The sequence below is a fragment of the Kribbella sp. NPDC026611 genome, assembly GCF_040638345.1.
Lineage (GTDB): Bacteria > Actinomycetota > Actinomycetes > Propionibacteriales > Kribbellaceae > Kribbella.
This window is the reverse complement of sequence record NZ_JBEZYC010000011.1, coordinates 176,068-192,774: the sequence shown is the minus strand read 5'-3', so window position 1 is coordinate 192,774 and position 16,707 is coordinate 176,068. Positions and strand designations below refer to the sequence as shown.

Here is a 16,707-nt window from a genome sequence, read left to right as displayed (position 1 = left end):
AAAACAACCGTTCAAATCTATTGTCAACAGGTGGTAGCCAGACGAATACGGAAAGCTAGAGGTTGAGGGCTCCGATGAGCCGGCGGAGGCGGTGGTTGTTGGGGAGGTCTTCCAAGAGGATCGGGTCGGCTTGGGAGTCGCCCAGGGGGATGCGCCAGTTCGGGTACTCGTCCGTGGTGCCGGGCTGGTTCTGGGTACGGCGTTCGCCTACCGCGTCGGTCAGGGCTACGCCGACCAGCTTCGCGGGCGTGTGGGCGACGTACTGGTGGAGGGCCTCCACGATGCGTTCCACGTCCCCGTCGGTGTTGCTGAGCAGGTGGCGTTCGCGGAGGGCGTTGAGCCAGGAGTCGCGTTCGGCCTCGTCCACGGCCAGCTCCTCAGCCACAGGGCGCGTCAGCAGGCCCAGACGGTTGCGGAGCTCGACGTGGTCGCCGGCCAGGTAGCCGGCAGTGGGCGGCAGGTCGTGGGTGGTGACTGTGGCCAGGCAGAGCTCACGCCATCGCTCAGGTGCCAGCGGCGCACCAGCCGCGTCGCGCTCGAACCACAGCACCGACGTCCCCAGGATCCCGCGCTCAGTGAGGTAGTCCCGCACCCACGGCTCCACGGTCCCCAGGTCCTCGCCGATGACCGTGACATCAGCCCGCGCAGCCTCCAGCACCAGGATCCCGATCAGCGCCTCGTGGTCGTACCGCACGTACGTACCCTCGGTCGGCCGCTCCGGCGACGTCACCCACCACAGCCGGAACATCCCGAGGATGTGATCGATCCGCAGCCCGCCGCCATGCCTCATCTCGGCCCGGACGAGGTCCCGCCACGCGGCGTACCCCGTGTCGGCCAGCGCGTCGGGCCGCCACGGCGGCTGCGACCAGTCCTGCCCCTGCTGGTTGAACGCGTCCGGCGGCGCACCGACATGGATGTTCGCCGCCAGCACGTTCTGCAACGCCCACGAGTCCGCACCGTCCGGGTGCACACCAACCGCCAGATCGTGGACGACGCCCAGCGACATGCCGGCCGCCTTCGCCCGAGCCTGCGTCCGCGCCAGCTGCTCGTCCAGCTGCCACTGCAACCAGCAGTGGAACTCCACCGCGTCGGGATTCTCGTTGCGGAAGGCAACGACCGCCGTGGACGCCGGGTCCCGCAGGTCCTCCGGCCACTTGCTCCACTCCGGTCCGTGCACGTCCGCGATCGCCGCCCAGGTGGCGAAGTCGATCAGCCCCTGACCCTCCCGGTCGCAGTACGCGCCGTACTCCGCGATCCGCCCCACCGACGGCCGGACGCCGTACAGCATCTGCAGCGCCTCGCGCTTGGCCGCCCACACAGTGTCCCGGTCGATCCCGGTCGGGTCCTCGCTCAGCGCCCGCGTCTGCAGCGACAGCGCCCGCACCCGGTCCCGCTCTGCCGGCGCAAGGTCGCCGTACTCGTCGATGTCCTCGACCCGCAGGTAGATCGGATTGCCGAACCGCCGCGACGCGGGCAGGTACGGTGACGGCTCCATCCGCCCCGCCAGCTCTGCCGCGTGCAGCGGGTTGATCAGGACGAACCCGGCGCCGAGGTCGTGCGCCGACCACGCCGCCAGATCCGCCAGGTCGTGCAGGTCACCGATCCCCCACGACCGACGCGACCGTACGGAGTACAGCTGCAGCACCCAGCCCCAGGTCCGATGCAGCTTCTCCGGCTTCAGCTTGCGCGGCGTGACGATGAGGGTGCTGACCGAGATCTCCGGGTTGCTGCCGATCCGTGCACACAGCCGGTGGTAGCCCAGCGGAAGATCCCCCGGCAGCTGGTAGGTCGCCTCACCAACCTGTACCCCGTCGACCCACTCCGGCTCGACCCAGTGCTCCTGCTGCGGCACGTCCCGTCGCTGCCCGCCGTCCTCGAGGTCGACCCACACCTCCGCAGAAGACCCATGCGGCAGGTGTACGGCGAACCACGGCGTCCAGCCCTCGCGCATCACGACCGTGGCCGGCAAGGTACGTCGCCAGCGCGCCTGCTGATGCTCAGCGAGCGCCAACGCCGCCTGCTCCGGTGTAGACGCGTCTACACCGAGTGCGGCAAGTACGTCGGACACGACCTCACTGGAGACGACCACATGCTCGCCTCGCCAGTCCCAGTACTCCGTAGCCACACCATGGGCAACCGCTAGCTCGACAAGGGCCGGGGTGGGAGCTGTCACCTCAGCGAGTCTGCCGCATCAACAGCACAACCGCGTAACGGCGCGCGCCGCGTCTACTCCGGAGACCGTCGACGGCTGAGCGTTAGTACTGCGAACAGCAGCACCGCACTGGCGACGACGAGCCCGATGGCGACGCCGGCCAGGTTGTCGGTGAGTTGGTAGAGGGCGGTGGGCCAGATGACCAGCAGGATCGCGCAGCCGACCACGGCGTACGCCGAGTGCCGCTTGCGCCCGTACGCGACCAGCAACGCGGCCGGACCCGCCGTACCCACCGCGAGCGCCATCACCTCGCCGCGCTCCTGCACCAGCCAGCAGATCGACGAGCTGAACATCGCTGCGCCGGCGAGTGACCACGCCGTCACCTGGTCCCGCACCAGCCCCAGCATGGCGAGCGCGAAGGCGACGAGGATGAACCCGGTCCCGGCGATCCCCGCGCTGTTCGCCGCCGAGCCGTGGTCGGGCGTGAGCACGTCGGCCGTGATCACCAGCACGCCCACGGCGAGGATCCCGAACGTTGCCACGAGCAACGAAGATCCGGCCAGCCACCACACCCCCGCGCCGGCCAGCGCGAGCGCGACCGCCACCCCGACGACCCGCCCGGTCTCCCCCTCGATGGCGACGTACGTCGCGAACCCGGCCACGCAGCACCCCAGCGACGCCAGCGCCGAGCTCAGCTGCGTGTTGCGGCCGAGCAGAGCGAGCACGATGGCGGCCCCGAGCAGGATCACCGCCGCGGTCGTCCCGGTGGTCACCCGCTCGGCGCGACCCATCTCACCCCAGTTGGCGAGGGTGAGAAGAGCCACAGCGCCGAGCAGCAGCGCGCCGCCGATGTACCCGAGGACCTCGACCAGCGCGTTCGAGTGCGTCGCCACCGGCGGCTGCTTCGGCTTGGCCGGCTCGGGCGCGGGCGGCGGCGGGGATGCCTGCGGATGCGGGCGTCCGGGGTCGGCCAGCGCGGCGTCGATCTCGGCGTCGGCGGCGTCCCGGATCGAGTCCGCCTGGTACTGGCGCAGGACACCCGCGCTCACGAGCCTCTTCAGCTCGTCATCCAGGCGGCTCGGCATGCGTTCGCATCTCCCTTGTCGGCCTTACTAAGATCGGGCGGCGAGATGCCTATTCTGACCAGCTACCTTCTGTCCTCAGTCAGTCACCCCCTGTTTTCGGTGCCGGAGGCCTTTCCGACGTTCTTCCGGATGGGTAACGACGGCAAGCTGGAGGTGACCGACCAGATCATCGTGGTCCCGGCCCGGATCGCCGGGCTGATCATCGGCTTCTTCGTGCTCCGCTGGCTGCTGCACAAGCTGATCCGCCGGTTCGCCCGCCGGACCGGCAACGGCACCGTGGCGGGGGTGCTGTCGAAGTCGAAGATCGGCCAGGGATTCGTCGAGAACACGCTGGCCAGCGAGCGCCGCGCGCAGCGTGCGGAGACGATCGCGTCGCTGCTGAGCAGCGTGGTGACGATCGTGCTGACCGCGGTCCTGGTGGTGATGGTGCTGGCCGAGCTCGGCTTCAACATCCTCCCGGTGATCGCGTCCGCGAGCATCATCGGCGTGGCCCTCGGCTTCGGCGCGCAGACGCTGGTGAAGGACTTCCTGGCCGGCGTGTTCATGATCTTCGAGGACCAGTACGGCGTCGGCGACCTGATCGACATGGAGAAGGCGACCGGCGTGGTGGTCGCGGTCGGTCTGCGGATCACCACGCTGCGCGGCGAGGACGGCACCACCTGGTACGTCCGCAACGGCGAGGTGATGCGGGTCGGCAACTTGACCACCCGCGACCCGGACAGCCCGGCTCCGTCCGGCGTCGGCTCGGCCACCGAGAAGGAAGAGGCTAAGGCCGACGAAAATGCGGTGACCGAAACGCACAGCGAAACCCAAGGCTGAGGTAGAGCCGCTCGGCGTCCGACCCCTCCACCACCTGCAACGTCAGCCGCCCACCCGCGGCGTCGCGGCGCGCCTGTCCGAGCAGGCGCGTCGCCAGCCCGCGGCCGCGGTACTGCGGCTTCGTCGCCACCGCGTAGACGCCTGTGACCGGACCGGTCCGCAGTACCAGCGTCGTGGCGGCAGGATGGCCGTCCACCCGGAGCAGGTACAGCGCCTGCTCCCGGTAGTTCTGGACGGCCCGCTCGACGAACTCCTTCCGCCACCAGTCGTAGTCGGCCTCTTCTGGATCCAGGAACGCCGCCGCCTGCACCTCCGCGAAGTCCGCGGCCTCCGCGTCCGAGGCCACGGCGACCAGCGGCTCGTCCGCCGCTCCTTCGACCGGCGCCTCCATGTGCACGAGGACGTGGGTCGGCTCGAAGCCTGCGCGCAGCAACCGCTCCTCCCACCCGTCGCCGCTCCACGGCACGAGACGGACCGTCCGCGCGTCGGCCGGCAACTCGGTGGCGGTCGAGAGCGGGATCCACACCGAGAAGTCCGGCGAGTCCCCGACCACCTCGATCGCATCGCGCGAACGCCGCACCGCACCTCGGTGAGCGGCCAGGAAGGCGAGCTGGTTGTCGAGCAGGGCAGCGTCGGCGGCGTCGTCAGGCATGCGCCGAGTCTGCTCGGCAGCACCGACAGAAATGAGCTGTTGACGTGGTGTGAGAAACCGGTCCATCATCGTCGGAGAACAGTTAGGAAACCTTCCTAACCAAAATCACCAATCCTGACCGCCCCCAGGTTGGAGCTCCGAGATGCGTGCACGTTCCGCCCTGCGCCGCTGTCTGGCGGCCCTTCTACCGTTCATCCTGCTGACCACTTCGATCAGCATCCGGCCGGCCAGCGCCGAGCTGCAGCACCCCCGGCAACAGTTCCTCCGCGAGTCCGTCGGCGGGCTGTTCCTGCACTGGGGGATGCGAACCTCTCCCGGCTACACCAGCTGCTCGAGCTGGGAGAACGCCGTCAAGTCCGGCGGCTGGGATCCCAAGTACTGGGTCGGCGAGGCCCAGAAGCTGCACACGCAGTACCTCGTCCTCGCCACCTTCCACAGCCGCCTCGGCTACGCCCGGCCGTGGCCGTCGAAGATCCCGGGCAGCTGCCACACCAACCGGGACATCCTCCGCGAGACCATCGACGCCGCCAAGGCAGAGGGCCTCAAGGTCATCCTCTACATGACCGACGACCCGCAGTGGCACCACGACGGCCTGCCGTCCGGCCAGGACTGGCTCGACTCGGCGGCGTACTCGAAGTACAAGGGTCACACCGTCGACCTCACGACCCGCGACGGGTTCGGCGAGTTCAGCTACGACAACTTCGTCGAGGTGATGCAGCGCTACCCCGACCTCGGCGGGTTCTGGATCGACAACGACAACGCCTACTGGGAGAGCCACGGACTGTACGACCGGATCCGGCACGACCGGCCGGACTACACGCTCAGCAACAACAACGAGGACACGCCGATCATGGACATGATCAGCAACGAGCAGAAGACCGGCATGTCCCCCGACTACGACTACCCGCAGGCCGTCTACACCGCGGCGCCCCGGCTGATCGAGGCCGACTACAAGCTCCCGTCGAAGGGCGCCTGGTGGTACGACGGCTCGAACCCGGCCGTCGACACCCGGCTCACGATCGGGCGGTACGTCGCGAACGCAGGCTCGTCGATCAAGTCGCTGATGGCCGAGACCGCGATGGTCAACGGCCGCTTCCCGTCCCAGCAGGAACAATTCAACAACCTTTTTGACAAATATCTGCAACCCATCTGGCCCTCGCTGCACGGGGTCGAGGGCGGCGGATACCTGTACGGCGGCCTCAAGCCCGGCGCCTGGAACGACGGCGGGTACGGCGTCACCACCGTCAGCCGGACCGACCCAGATCAGCATTACATCCACGTGCTCACCCACCCGACCACCAGCACCCTGCGGATCCGCGACAACGGCTACCGGATCGGCAGCGTCACCAACCTCCGCACCGGCCAGCCGGTCGCGCACTCGCAGGCCAACGGCATCCTTACCCTCACCGGCCTCACCAGCTGGGACCAGTACGACACGGTCTTCTCCGTGCAGACCGCCGGCCGCGAGGGCATCCTGCCCGTGTCGTCGTACACCATGAGCGCCTCGGCCGGCTCCAACGCCGCTGCAGCCGCGGACGGCAGCTACCTGACCTACTGGGACAGCAACAAGACCACACCGGTCTCGCTGTACTTCGACCTCGGCGCCAGCAAGCCGGTCCGGTTCATCGGCCTCAACCAACGCGAGGACTCCGTCGCCTACGCGCGCTCGTCGACTGAGCAGTCCGCGCGCATCAAAAGCTACCGCGTCTACGTCAGCTCAGACGGCAAGAGCTGGGGTACGCCGATCAAGACCGGAACCCTGCCGAGCCGCCGTGCGGTCGTCTACATCGACCTGCCTGCCACCACGACCCGCCATGTCCGCCTGGAGGTCGTCAACACGTACGCCGCCTCCAGCGACACCACCCGCTACAAGCGGCTGCGCATCGACGAGGCCTGGATCGGTACGTCGTACGCGCGACCGGTCGGCACCGCTCAGGCTCTGGCTCTGGCCGATGTCAACGTGAAGAGCTACGGCGCCAAGGGGGACGGCAAGGCCAACGACAGCGCAGCGATCAACAAAGCCATCGCCGCAGCCGGTCCAGGAAGCACGGTCCGCTTCCCGGCCGGCACCTACAAGAGCGCCAACTCCATCCGCCTGAAGAGCCACCTCACCTACCAGCTCGACTCCGGCGCGACCGTCCTCGGCGCGAGCAACGACACCTACGACAAGGCCGAGTCGAACCCGAACGACAAGTACCAGGACTACGGCCACAGCCACTTCCACGACGCGATGCTGTGGGGCGACAAGCTGACCGACATCGCCTTCACCGGCACCGGCACGATCGACGGCGGCGGTCACCTGATCACCGGCAACCCGAAGTCCGGCCAGGCCGACAAGATCATCTCGCTGACCCGCTGCGACGGGCTCCGCGTGGACGGCATCCGGCTGCGCCGCGGCGGCCATTTCGCGATGCTGACCAACGGTTGCGACAACATCAGCTCGGACGGCCTGCGGATCGAGACCGCCGACAACCGCGACGGCTGGAACGTGATCAACGCCAAGAACGTGACGGTCACGCACGCGAACATCGCGGCCAACGACGATGCGCTCGTGTTCAAGAGCGACTGGGCGCTCGGCAAGACCATCGACAACGGCCAGGTGCACGTCTCCGACAGCCAGCTGTCAGCCGGCTGCTGCAACGCGCTCATGTTCGGCTCGGAGACCTGCGGTGACTTCACCGGCTACGTGTTCGAGCGGATCAACATCACCGGTGCGGGCAAGTCCGGGCTCGGCATGGTCTCGATGGACGGCAGCAACATCTCCGACGTGCACTACCGCGACATCACGATGTCCGGGACCCGCAGCCCGATCATGCAGAAGGTGGGGACCCGCAAACGCTGCGGTGGCAGCCCCGGTGTCGGGTCCATCCACGATGTCACCTACCAGAACGTCACCGGCACGTACGACGGCGCGAGGGGTACGGCGTACAGCCCGACGCTCTGGGGTGAGCACAAGCTCAGCGACGTCACCTTCGACAACGTGCAACTCACTGTCCCGGGCGGCAACGGGACGATGGGCACCGGCGTACCCAGCAACGACCCGAAGAACTACAACCCGAACAGCATCGGCACCAGGCCGTCGTACGGCTGGTACCTGCATCAGGTGGAGGGCGTTCACTTCACCAACAGCTCGCTCCGGTTCGCCAAGAACGACGGGCGGCCGGCTGTCATCGCCAACGACGCCGCGACCGTCGGGCTGAGCACCTTCACCGCGCAGCGCGGCAGCTCGAGCCCGTACGACCTGGGCTTCCAGTCCGTCAACGGATACTGCGTCGCCGATACCTCGTTGCGGGTCAGCGCGACCGACTCGTCCAGCAACTGCCGTACTGCGAGCCTCGAGAACGGTCTGGCCCGCACGCCGCCGATGGGCTTCAACAACTGGAACTCGACCAAGTGCACCTCCGCCTTCAACGAGGCGATGATCAAGAGCATCGCCGACCTGTTCGTCAGCCGCGGCCTGAAGGACGCCGGGTACCAGTACGTCAACATCGACGACTGCTGGGCGCTCCCCCAACGCAACGCCGAAGGGAATCTGGTGCCGGACCCAGCCCGGTTCCCGCACGGCATCAAGAGTCTGGCCGACTACGTGCACGGCAAGGGCCTCAAGTTCGGGCTCTACACCAGCGCCGGCACGAAGACCTGCGACAAGAACGGCTTCCCCGGCGGTCTGGGGCACGAGAAGCAGGACGCGAGCCTGTTCGCGTCCTGGGGTGTCGACTACCTCAAGTACGACAACTGCAACAACCAGGGCGTCGACGCGCAGCAGCGCTACAAAGCCATGCGGGACGCGCTGCTCGCTACCGGCCGGCCGATCACCTACTCGATCTGTGAGTGGGGCCGGACCGGACCGCCTCCGGTCTGGCAGTGGGCGACGGAGGTCGGCAACCTGTGGCGCACCACCGGTGACATCAGCGACAACTGGGGCAGCATGCTCGGCAAGGTCCAGGCCAACCGAGCGCTCGGCCAGTACGCCGGACCGGGCCACTGGAACGACCCGGACATGCTCGAGGTCGGCAACGGCGGCATGACCGCGACGGAGTACCGCACGCACTTCAGCCTGTGGGCCATGATGTCGGCGCCGTTGCTGATCGGCACCGATCTCCGCAAGGCGTCCGACGAGACGTACGCCATCCTCACCAACCCGGACGTCATCGCCGTCGACCAGGACCGCCTGGGCCGCCAGGCCTCTGTGGTCAGCTCCGCCAACGGCCTGGTCACCTACGCCAAGACCCTGTCCAACGGCGACCGAGCCGTAGCGCTCTCCAACGAGACTGCTTCGACGGCAACCATCACCACGACCGCTGAAGCACTCGGTCTCGGTGGCTCCCAGTCCTACTCGCTGAAAGACCTGTGGACCAAGGCGACTCGGACCACCAACGGCCAGATCAGCGCATCAGTGCCGGCTCACGGGACCGTCATGTACCGGGTCGCGAGAGCAGGCACCACCACGAGGTACGAAGCCGAAGCGGCGACGCTGTCGCCCGGCAGCACGGTCGACAAGGACCACTCCGGGTACTCCGGGGCCGGCTTCGTCAACACGCCCAACCAGACCGCCAGCTACGTCGAGTGGACCGTGGACCGCAACCAGGCCGGCGCTGCCACGCTCGTCTTCGACCACGCGAACGGGACCACTGCCAACCGAGCCGTCGACATCTCCGTCAACGGCACGGTCGTCGCCAAGAACGTAGCCGTCCCCACCACCGGCGCGTGGACCCTGTGGCGAACCATCCACACCGCAGCCAGCCTGCGAGCCGGCACCAACACTATCCGTATCACCGCCACCACAGCGAACGGTGCGCCCAACCTGGACTATCTGGACGTTGCCACCGACCCACCAGCCCTAGCAGCAACCGACTGGTCGGTGCGGATGGTCGAGTCGACCATGGCGCGCTACAAGCCAACCACGATCGGCGGCTGGTCCTACCCGGTCGGTCTGTACCTCTACGGGCAGTACCTGGTCTACCAACGCACCCACAACCCGAAGTACCTCAGCTACCTCAAGGCCTGGGTCGACCGGTTCGTCGACAAGTCCGGGAACATCGACAACAGCTTCAGCAGCCTCGACAGCATGCTCTCCGGCCGTCTGCTGGTGCTGCTGCACCACGAGACCGGCGACAACCGCTACAAGGTCGCGGCCACCAAGATCCGCAACCGGTTGAACACCTACCCCCGCACGGCCGACAAGGGCTTCTGGCACGCCACCAGCCGGCAGCACCAGCTCTGGGGCGACGGCGTGTTCATGGTGAACCCCTTCCTCGCGGAGTACGGCCATGAGTTCGGCGACGCGCAGTACACCGACAAGGAAACCGTGGACCAGCTGCTGATCTACGCCAGCCACCTGCAGCAACCGAACGGCCTGCTGCGCCATGCGTACGACGAGGCTCACGCCCAGTCCTGGGCGGACCCGAAGACCGGGCTGTCGTCGGAGGTGTGGTGCCGGGCCGAGGGCTGGTTCGGTATGGCGGCCATCGACGTGCTGGACGTCGTACCGGCGAACCAGCCGCGGCGCGCCGAGCTCGTCGACGTGGTCCGCAAGCTCGTAGCGGCGTACGCGCAGTACCAGGACCCGAAGACCGGACGGTGGTTCCAGGTCGTCGACAAGGGCAGCAAGCCGGACAACTGGACCGAGACGTCCTGCTCGTCGATGTACACGTTCGTCATCTCGCGCGCTGTGCAGCGTGGGTACGTCGACCAGTCCTACGCGGCAGCCGCACAACGCGGCTACGACGGCGTGCTCGCCAAGGTGTCACTGGGCTCCGACGGCCGCACCAACCTGACGGACATCTCCATCGGTACCAACGTCGGCGACTACAAGTACTACGTCGGCCGCCAGCGGGCCACGAACGACTTCCACGGCCTGGGCGCCTTTCTGATCATGAACGAAGAACATCGGGCGCCGATATTGACCCCACCCCTAACTAATAGGAAACTTTCCTAACTCGGCCTTGCCGCCCCCAGAATTGGAGCTCGAGATGCGCTCACGCACGTTCAAGATCGCCACTGCGGCCGTAGCCGCCGGCACGCTGGTGCTCGGCGCCGCGGCTGCCGCCCAGGCGTCCACCCAGCAGGTCCGGGCCGATCCGGGCAGCATCGGCGCAGCGCCGTACCTGTACCTCGGCTGGGGCAACCCGCAGAAGCCGACCGACGTCATGAAGGCCGCCGGCAACCAGTGGTTCACGCTCGCCTTCATTCTGTCCGACGGCGGCTGCAACCCGAAGTGGGACGGTGACCGCGCGCTGACCGGCGGCTCCGACCAGTCGACGATCAACAGCATCCGGGCCGCGGGTGGCGACGTCATCCCGTCGTTCGGCGGCTGGTCCGGCAACAAGCTGGGCGAGAAGTGCAGCTCGGCCTCGGCGCTGGCCGGCGCGTACCAGAAGGTGATCTCCGCCTACAAGCTGAAGGCGATCGACATCGACATCGAGGACACCGAGTTCCACAGCAGCACGGCCCGGCAGCGGGTGGTCGACGCGCTGAAGATCGTGAAGGGCAAGAACGCCGGGATCAAGACCTACATCACGATGGGCACCGACCAGAGCGGGCCGGACTCCTCGGGCGTCGACCTGATCAAGAAGGGCGCGAACGCCGGGCTGGCCAACGACGGCTGGGTGCTGATGCCGTTCGACTTCGGCGGCGGCTCGGCCAACATGGCGACGCTGACCCAGAAGGCCGAGGAGGGCCTCAAGGGCAAGCTCAAGTCCGCCTACGGGTACTCCGACGACCAGGCGTACCGGCACATGGGCATCTCGTCGATGAACGGGAAGACCGACGACGGCGAGACCGTCCGGCTGTCCGACTACAAGGCGATGCTGGCCTACGCGCAGCAGCACCACCTGGCCCGCTTCACCTTCTGGGCGGTCAACCGGGACCGCGCCTGCGGTGGCAGCAACAACGACGGCGACTCGTGCAGCGGGATCTCGCAGCACCAGTACGACTTCACCAAGGTGGCCGCGCAGTTCCACGGCTGAGCACACCAATGCCCGGCGAACCAGCAGGTTCGCCGGGCATTGTGCTGTAGATCAGGCGGTGAAGGTGACGTCCAGCGTGATCGGCACAGCCGACAGCGCCTGCGAGACCGGGCAGTTCTTCTTCGCGCCCTCGGCGTACTCGGCGAACTCGTCCGCGGTCAGGCCCGGCACGTTGCCGTTCACCGACAGCTTGATGCCGGTGATGCCCTCACCCGGCTGGAAGGTGACGTCGGCCTGGGTGTCGATCGAGTCCGGCGCGTGACCGGCCTGCGCCAGCGCGTGCGACAGGGCCATCGAGAAGCAGGTGGAGTGCGCGGCGGCGATCAGCTCTTCCGGGCTGGTCTTGCCGTTGGCGTCGTTCGCGCGGGAGGCCCAGGTGACGTCGTAGGTGCCAACGCCGGAGGACTCGAGAGCGACCTGGCCGGCGCCCTCCATCAGCGAGCCTTCCCAGTGGGCCTTCGCCGTACGGATGGTAGCCATGCTCGTGTTGTCTCCTTCGAAGAGAGGTTCAGCGGCCGGACACGTCGATCGCGCCCGGGTACTGCGGTTCGTCGGTGTTCACCATGCTGTGCGCGGCCATCACCATGTAGCGCCAGATCTCGTCGTCCCGCTCCTGGGACAGGCCGAGCTCGTCCAGTGCGGCCCGCATGTGGCCGAGCCACCGGTCCCGCGCGCTCGGGGTGACGGCGAACGGGGCGTGCCGCATCCGCAGCCGGGGGTGCCCGCGCTGCTCGGAGTACGTCTTGGGGCCGCCCCAGTACTGCTCCAGGAACATCCGGAAGCGCACCTCGGCCGGACCGAGGTCCTCTTCGGGGTACATCGCCCGCAGCTCCGGGTCGGCGGCAACACCGCGGTAGAACGCTGCCACCAACCGGTGGAAGGTATCCGCCCCACCGACGGCGTCATAAAAGCTCTGCTGCTCACTCATGTCGCACCCAGTGTCTCAAGAGGTCACAACATGCTCGAGCAGGGCTGCCCGTTCTGACTCGCTCAGGACCCGTTTGGCGTGCGTCGAGCCATCCACGGCGACCAGGACGGACGTCGCCTTGGCGTACACGTCCTCCCCGGAGCCGCTCCGGTCGACGATGCGCGAGCCCAGCGTGAAGGACGTCGTACCGACTGCCTCCACCCACACGTCGACGTCGTACGGCGGGTGCCTCAGCAGAATCGGCCTGAGGTAGTCCACGGACTGGCTGGCCAGCACGCATGGGTAGGCGTCCACGTAGTCGCCGGACGTGTGCAGGAGGTTGGACAGGAACGCCAGGCGGGCTTCCTGCAGGTAGTCGAAGTACCTGACGTTGTTGACGTGGTCGTAGGAGTCGATGTCCGACCAGCGGACCAGGAACTGATAGCTGAAGCTCATGCGCCCACCAGCTTCGACAGGGCCTCGCGCTCGACCGGCGTGATCCGCCGGAGCCGGTTGGCGGTGAAGTCGAACGGCACCAGCTTGGTGCGAGCCTCCACATAGGTACGGCGTTCCGGCACGACGTCGAGGATCTCGTAGTCCACGGTGAACGACGCGGCCCGGATCTCGCTGATCCACAGCTCGATCCGGACCGGTCGAGGGCGGAACCGCAGCGCCGCGCGGTACTGGACCTCGTGCCGGGCCACCAGCAGCCCCGTCTCGAGCGCGTCGGCGCCCAGCTCGGCCGCCGTCCGGAACAGGAAGTCCACGCGGGCGTCCTGGAGATAGTCGACGTACCGGCCGTTGTTGACGTGGCCCAGGGCGTCCATGTCACCCCAGCGCAGCGGACACTCGTACACGTGCCGGTTGTGATGATCCACACGGCGATCATCGCATCCGGGGTACTACCCGGGTGACTGAGCGTGGGTAATGTCATCCCCGGCAGACCACCTGACGGAACGGAGTTGTCGATGAGCGAGCAGCGAGTGGCGATCGTTACGGGCGGTGCCCGCGGAATCGGCGCGGCCGTTGCCCAGCGGCTCGCGAAGGACGGTAACGCTGTGGCCGTCATCGACCTCGACGAAGGCGCCTGCGGCGGGACCGTGAAGGCGATCACCGAGGCCGGCGGCAAGGCGATCGCTGTGGGTGCCGACGTCAGCAACTCCGACCAGGTCGCGGCCGCCGTCGAGCGGGTGGCTGCCGAGCTCGGCGCCCCGACGATCCTGGTCAACAACGCCGGTGTGCTCCGCGACAACCTGCTCTTCAAGATGTCCGAGGACGACTGGGACACGGTCATGTCCGTGCACCTCAAGGGCAGCTTCCTGATGTCCAAGGCCTGCCAGGCGCACATGGTCGAGGCCGGCTACGGCCGGATCGTCTTCCTCTCCTCCACCTCGGCCCTGGGCAACCGCGGCCAGGCCAACTACGCCTCCGCGAAGGCCGGCCTGCAGGGCCTGGCCAAGACGCTGGCGATCGAGCTGGGCAAGTTCGGCGTCACCGCGAACGCGATCGCGCCGGGCTTCATCGAGACCGACATGACCGCGGCCACCGCGGCCCGGGTCGGCGTCGACTTCGAGGAGTTCAAGAAGGCCACCGCCGCGAGCATCCCGGTGCAGCGGACCGGCAAGCCGGAGGACATCGCCGCGGCGGCCTCGTTCTTCTGCAGCGAGGAGGCAGGCTTCGTCTCCGGCCAGGTCCTGTATGTCGCCGGCGGCCCCCGGAACTGACGCGCAACTGAGAGGGAGCACGACATGCCGCAGTCCTTCCACGGCGTCGACGAGGTCGTTCACGCGGTCGGCACGCAGCTCGGCGAGACCGAGTGGCTGGAGATCACCCAGGAGCAGGTGAACCAGTTCGCGGACGCCACCGGTGATCACCAGTGGATCCACGTCGACGTCGAGCGGGCCGCCAAGGGCCCGTACGGCGGGACGATCGCGCACGGTTACCTCACCCTGAGCCTGATCGCGCGCTTCGGCGACGAGCTGTTCAAGGTCGACGGCGTGACCGCCAAGCTCAACTACGGCGTCAACAAGGTCCGTTTCCCGTCACCGGTCCCGGTCGGCACCCGCGTCCGGGCCAGTGCTTCGGTCGCCAACGCGGTCGAGACCCCGGCGGGCGTACAGGTCTCGCTCAACTGGGTGATCGAGCTGGAGAACTCCACCAAGCCGGCCTGCGTGGCGGAGACCGTCGTACTGCTGGTTCCCTAGAGCGGGCAGATCAGCACGGCGTGGGTGGCGATCCGGTCGTAGCCGAGCCACTCGTTCACCGCGATCATCGGGATGTTGCCGTCGTAGTTGGCGGTGTAGGCGCCGTGCACGCCGGCGTCAGCCGCGGCGTGCAGGGCAGCCGCCTTCACCAGCTTGGCCAGGCCGCGACCGCGGTACTCCGGCATGGTCGCGGTCATCTTCGACCAGATCCGGGTGTGGTCGCCCAGACTGAGGGTGAACGCGACGATCTGGTTGTCGTAGAGCGCGGCCATGCTCAGCTCGAGGACGTGGTCCGGTGAGTTCCAGACGCCGTCGAGCCAGTCGTCGTACGGCCGCGCGGTGATCTTCGCGTCGCCCGGTTTAGTGCGCTGGGCAACCACGTCGGCGGCGTACAGCTGCTCCGGGTCCACCTCCTCCAGCGGGACCAGGTGGACGCCGCTCGGTACGCCGGGGACGTCCGGTGCCTTCGCCGGATGGATGCCTGCGTAGTGGACCTGCCTGGTCTGCCGGTACCCCCACCGTGCGGCCCAGTCGACTGTGCCGGGTTCAGCGAACACCCGTGCGGTCGTTGCCCCGCCGGCCCGCAGCTCCGCATGCGTTGCCTCCAGCAACTGCGTGCCGATCCCCCGACCGCGGTACTCCGGCCGCATCAGGAGCCGCAGCTCACCGTCCACCGGCTCCGAGCCGGCGATCAGGCCGTACGCCGACCATCCGACCACGTCACCCCTGTCGAGGGCAGCGAACGTACCGTGTCCCGGACTCGCGGGTCTTGCAAGTCTCCGGGTCAGCGCGCCGCGCGTGACCACCCAGTACGGCACCAAGGCATCGTGCATCGCCATCGCGCCGTCGACGTCCCCCGGTGCGGCCGCCCTGATCTCCATGCGATCTCCTCGCGAGCTTCTCAGCGAAGTCTCCCGGAAAATAACCCGATTTCAGGTGCATACCACAAGGAAACCGATTACAGCTCCATCTCGGCGCCAAACGTTCACTAGAGATTCCGCAGCAGGCCGTGCTCGGTCTGGACCCGCTGGTAGCCGAGCCAGTTGTTGACGGCAAGCATCGGGCCGTTCTCGTCGTCGTTGGAGGTGTAGGCCCAGGCGATGCCGGCAGCGCCAGCCTTGCGGAGGGCAACGGACTTGACCAGCTTCGCCAGCCCGCGGCCGCGGTACGCCGGGATCGTGCCGGTCATCCCCGACCACATCCGGTCACCGGCGACCTCGACCGCCGTGTACGCCGCGATCTCGTCGCCGGCCATCGCCGCGACACTGAGCGACTTGTCCAGCCCCGGCGCCCGCCAGATCTCGTCGAGCCACGCGTCGTACGTCACCGCGTCGATGGGCGAGTCACTCGGCTCGTCCATGGACGAGACCGTGTCCGCTGTGTACACCGCTCGCGGGTCGAGCTGGTCCAGCGTCGCCAGCTCGATGTCTTCGGGCGTCGGCGGCTGGTCCGGCAGCGCCGACAGCTGTACGCCGGAGAAGTGCATCAGCCGCGCCCCGTCGTACCCGAGGCTGTGGGCGAACTCCAGGCTCTCCGGCTGCACGAACGTGCGGATGCGGATCGCACCGACCTCGGTGAGGTGCTGGTGCAAGCGCTCGGCCAGTGCGCTGCCGATTCCCCGCTTGCGATGGTCCGGATGCACGTAGACGGAGATCTCGCTCTGGCCGGGGTCGCTGGTCCAGGGGTTGAGCCCTGCGGACCCCCAGGCGACCACCTGCCCGTCGACCTCGCCGACCAGCGGCAGGAACCGCTCCTCCGGCATGCTCACCGTGAGCATGTACCGCAGCGCGGCGGGAGACATCACCTTGTAGGAGTACACCGTACGCCGGACTTCTGCTAACGCGTCAGCGTCATCGGCCACTGCCTGCCGCACCACGAACTGAGCTGTCATGCTCCCGGACCCTAGCCAGCGGACCCTCG

General features: G+C 67.8%; 14 protein-coding genes. 5 read left to right on the top strand and 9 right to left on the bottom strand.

The features are described 5' to 3' along the window. Positions 1–55 precede the first annotated feature (55 nt). A complete protein-coding gene (gene malQ, locus AB0E69_RS35610; protein ID WP_360156734.1) occupies positions 56–2,173 on the bottom strand; it encodes a 4-alpha-glucanotransferase in 2,118 nt (705 codons plus the stop codon). A 53-nt stretch (positions 2,174–2,226) separates the two neighbouring features. Continuing rightward, complete coding sequence (locus AB0E69_RS35605) at positions 2,227–3,237, bottom strand: hypothetical protein (RefSeq protein ID WP_360156731.1); 1,011 nt, start codon at positions 3,235–3,237, stop codon at positions 2,227–2,229. Between the two features lie 99 nt (positions 3,238–3,336). On the opposite strand from AB0E69_RS35605, the gene AB0E69_RS35600 reads away from it, so the two are divergent. Continuing rightward, positions 3,337–4,056, top strand: coding sequence for a mechanosensitive ion channel family protein (locus tag AB0E69_RS35600; protein WP_360156728.1), 720 nt, complete (start codon positions 3,337–3,339; stop codon positions 4,054–4,056). On the opposite strand, the gene AB0E69_RS35595 is transcribed toward AB0E69_RS35600, so the two are convergent. Then, the gene (locus AB0E69_RS35595) at positions 4,004–4,708 is read right to left on the bottom strand and encodes a GNAT family N-acetyltransferase (protein WP_360156725.1); all 705 of its coding nucleotides are present in this window, start codon (positions 4,706–4,708) and stop codon (positions 4,004–4,006) included. The genes AB0E69_RS35600 and AB0E69_RS35595 overlap by 53 nt on opposite strands. A 142-nt stretch (positions 4,709–4,850) precedes the next feature. Between AB0E69_RS35595 and AB0E69_RS35590 the strand changes: the two genes are divergently transcribed. Then, the gene (locus AB0E69_RS35590) at positions 4,851–10,646 is read left to right on the top strand and encodes a glycoside hydrolase family 88 protein (RefSeq protein ID WP_360156722.1); all 5,796 of its coding nucleotides are present in this window, start codon (positions 4,851–4,853) and stop codon (positions 10,644–10,646) included. Positions 10,647–10,680: 34 nt separating this feature from the next. Beyond that, on the top strand, positions 10,681–11,676 hold the full coding sequence (locus tag AB0E69_RS35585) for a chitinase (protein WP_360156719.1): 996 nt from the start codon (positions 10,681–10,683) through the stop codon (positions 11,674–11,676). A gap of 51 nt (positions 11,677–11,727) precedes the next feature. On the opposite strand, the gene AB0E69_RS35580 is transcribed toward AB0E69_RS35585, so the two are convergent. Genes AB0E69_RS35580 through AB0E69_RS35565 form a run of 4 tightly spaced genes read right to left on the bottom strand, consistent with a single transcriptional unit; the run spans position 11,728 to position 13,461 of the window. Further along, the gene (locus tag AB0E69_RS35580) at positions 11,728–12,156 is read right to left on the bottom strand and encodes an OsmC family protein (RefSeq protein WP_360156716.1); all 429 of its coding nucleotides are present in this window, start codon (positions 12,154–12,156) and stop codon (positions 11,728–11,730) included. Between the two features lie 28 nt (positions 12,157–12,184). Next, complete coding sequence (locus tag AB0E69_RS35575) at positions 12,185–12,604, bottom strand: globin (protein ID WP_360156713.1); 420 nt, start codon at positions 12,602–12,604, stop codon at positions 12,185–12,187. A 15-nt stretch (positions 12,605–12,619) separates the two neighbouring features. Next, positions 12,620–13,039, bottom strand: coding sequence for an acyl-CoA thioesterase (locus tag AB0E69_RS35570; protein WP_360156710.1), 420 nt, complete (start codon positions 13,037–13,039; stop codon positions 12,620–12,622). Next, positions 13,036–13,461: a thioesterase family protein gene (locus tag AB0E69_RS35565; RefSeq protein ID WP_360156707.1), complete on the bottom strand. Its 426-nt coding sequence runs from the start codon at positions 13,459–13,461 to the stop codon at positions 13,036–13,038. The genes AB0E69_RS35570 and AB0E69_RS35565 overlap by 4 nt, the downstream gene beginning before the upstream one ends. A 90-nt stretch (positions 13,462–13,551) precedes the next feature. Here AB0E69_RS35565 and AB0E69_RS35560 point away from each other — a divergent pair, with 90 nt between their 5' ends. Then, positions 13,552–14,307: an SDR family oxidoreductase gene (locus AB0E69_RS35560; protein WP_360156704.1), complete on the top strand. Its 756-nt coding sequence runs from the start codon at positions 13,552–13,554 to the stop codon at positions 14,305–14,307. A gap of 24 nt (positions 14,308–14,331) precedes the next feature. Then, a complete protein-coding gene (locus tag AB0E69_RS35555; RefSeq protein ID WP_360156701.1) occupies positions 14,332–14,787 on the top strand; it encodes a MaoC family dehydratase in 456 nt (151 codons plus the stop codon). Here the strand turns inward: AB0E69_RS35555 and AB0E69_RS35550 are convergent. Both AB0E69_RS35550 and AB0E69_RS35545 read right to left on the bottom strand, forming a co-directional pair. Next, the gene (locus tag AB0E69_RS35550) at positions 14,784–15,668 is read right to left on the bottom strand and encodes a GNAT family N-acetyltransferase (protein ID WP_360156698.1); all 885 of its coding nucleotides are present in this window, start codon (positions 15,666–15,668) and stop codon (positions 14,784–14,786) included. The two genes, AB0E69_RS35555 and AB0E69_RS35550, sit on opposite strands and share 4 nt — an antisense overlap. A gap of 107 nt (positions 15,669–15,775) precedes the next feature. Then, positions 15,776–16,678 carry a GNAT family N-acetyltransferase gene (locus AB0E69_RS35545; protein WP_360156695.1) on the bottom strand — a complete coding sequence of 301 codons (903 nt, stop codon included), beginning with the start codon at positions 16,676–16,678 and terminating at the stop codon, positions 15,776–15,778. Between the last annotated feature and the right edge of the window lie 29 nt (positions 16,679–16,707).

Coding starts and splice junctions, on each gene's coding strand:
- AB0E69_RS35595 (WP_360156725.1), bottom strand. CDS start 4,708: ATGCCTGACGACGCCGCCGACGCTGCCCTGCTCGACAACCAGCTCGCC.
- AB0E69_RS35590 (WP_360156722.1), top strand. CDS start 4,851: ATGCGTGCACGTTCCGCCCTGCGCCGCTGTCTGGCGGCCCTTCTACCG.
- AB0E69_RS35570 (WP_360156710.1), bottom strand. CDS start 13,039: ATGAGCTTCAGCTATCAGTTCCTGGTCCGCTGGTCGGACATCGACTCC.
- AB0E69_RS35545 (WP_360156695.1), bottom strand. CDS start 16,678: ATGACAGCTCAGTTCGTGGTGCGGCAGGCAGTGGCCGATGACGCTGAC.
- AB0E69_RS35585 (WP_360156719.1), top strand. CDS start 10,681: ATGCGCTCACGCACGTTCAAGATCGCCACTGCGGCCGTAGCCGCCGGC.
- AB0E69_RS35575 (WP_360156713.1), bottom strand. CDS start 12,604: ATGAGTGAGCAGCAGAGCTTTTATGACGCCGTCGGTGGGGCGGATACC.
- AB0E69_RS35560 (WP_360156704.1), top strand. CDS start 13,552: ATGAGCGAGCAGCGAGTGGCGATCGTTACGGGCGGTGCCCGCGGAATC.
- AB0E69_RS35605 (WP_360156731.1), bottom strand. CDS start 3,237: ATGCCGAGCCGCCTGGATGACGAGCTGAAGAGGCTCGTGAGCGCGGGT.
- AB0E69_RS35555 (WP_360156701.1), top strand. CDS start 14,332: ATGCCGCAGTCCTTCCACGGCGTCGACGAGGTCGTTCACGCGGTCGGC.
- AB0E69_RS35580 (WP_360156716.1), bottom strand. CDS start 12,156: ATGGCTACCATCCGTACGGCGAAGGCCCACTGGGAAGGCTCGCTGATG.
- AB0E69_RS35550 (WP_360156698.1), bottom strand. CDS start 15,668: ATGGAGATCAGGGCGGCCGCACCGGGGGACGTCGACGGCGCGATGGCG.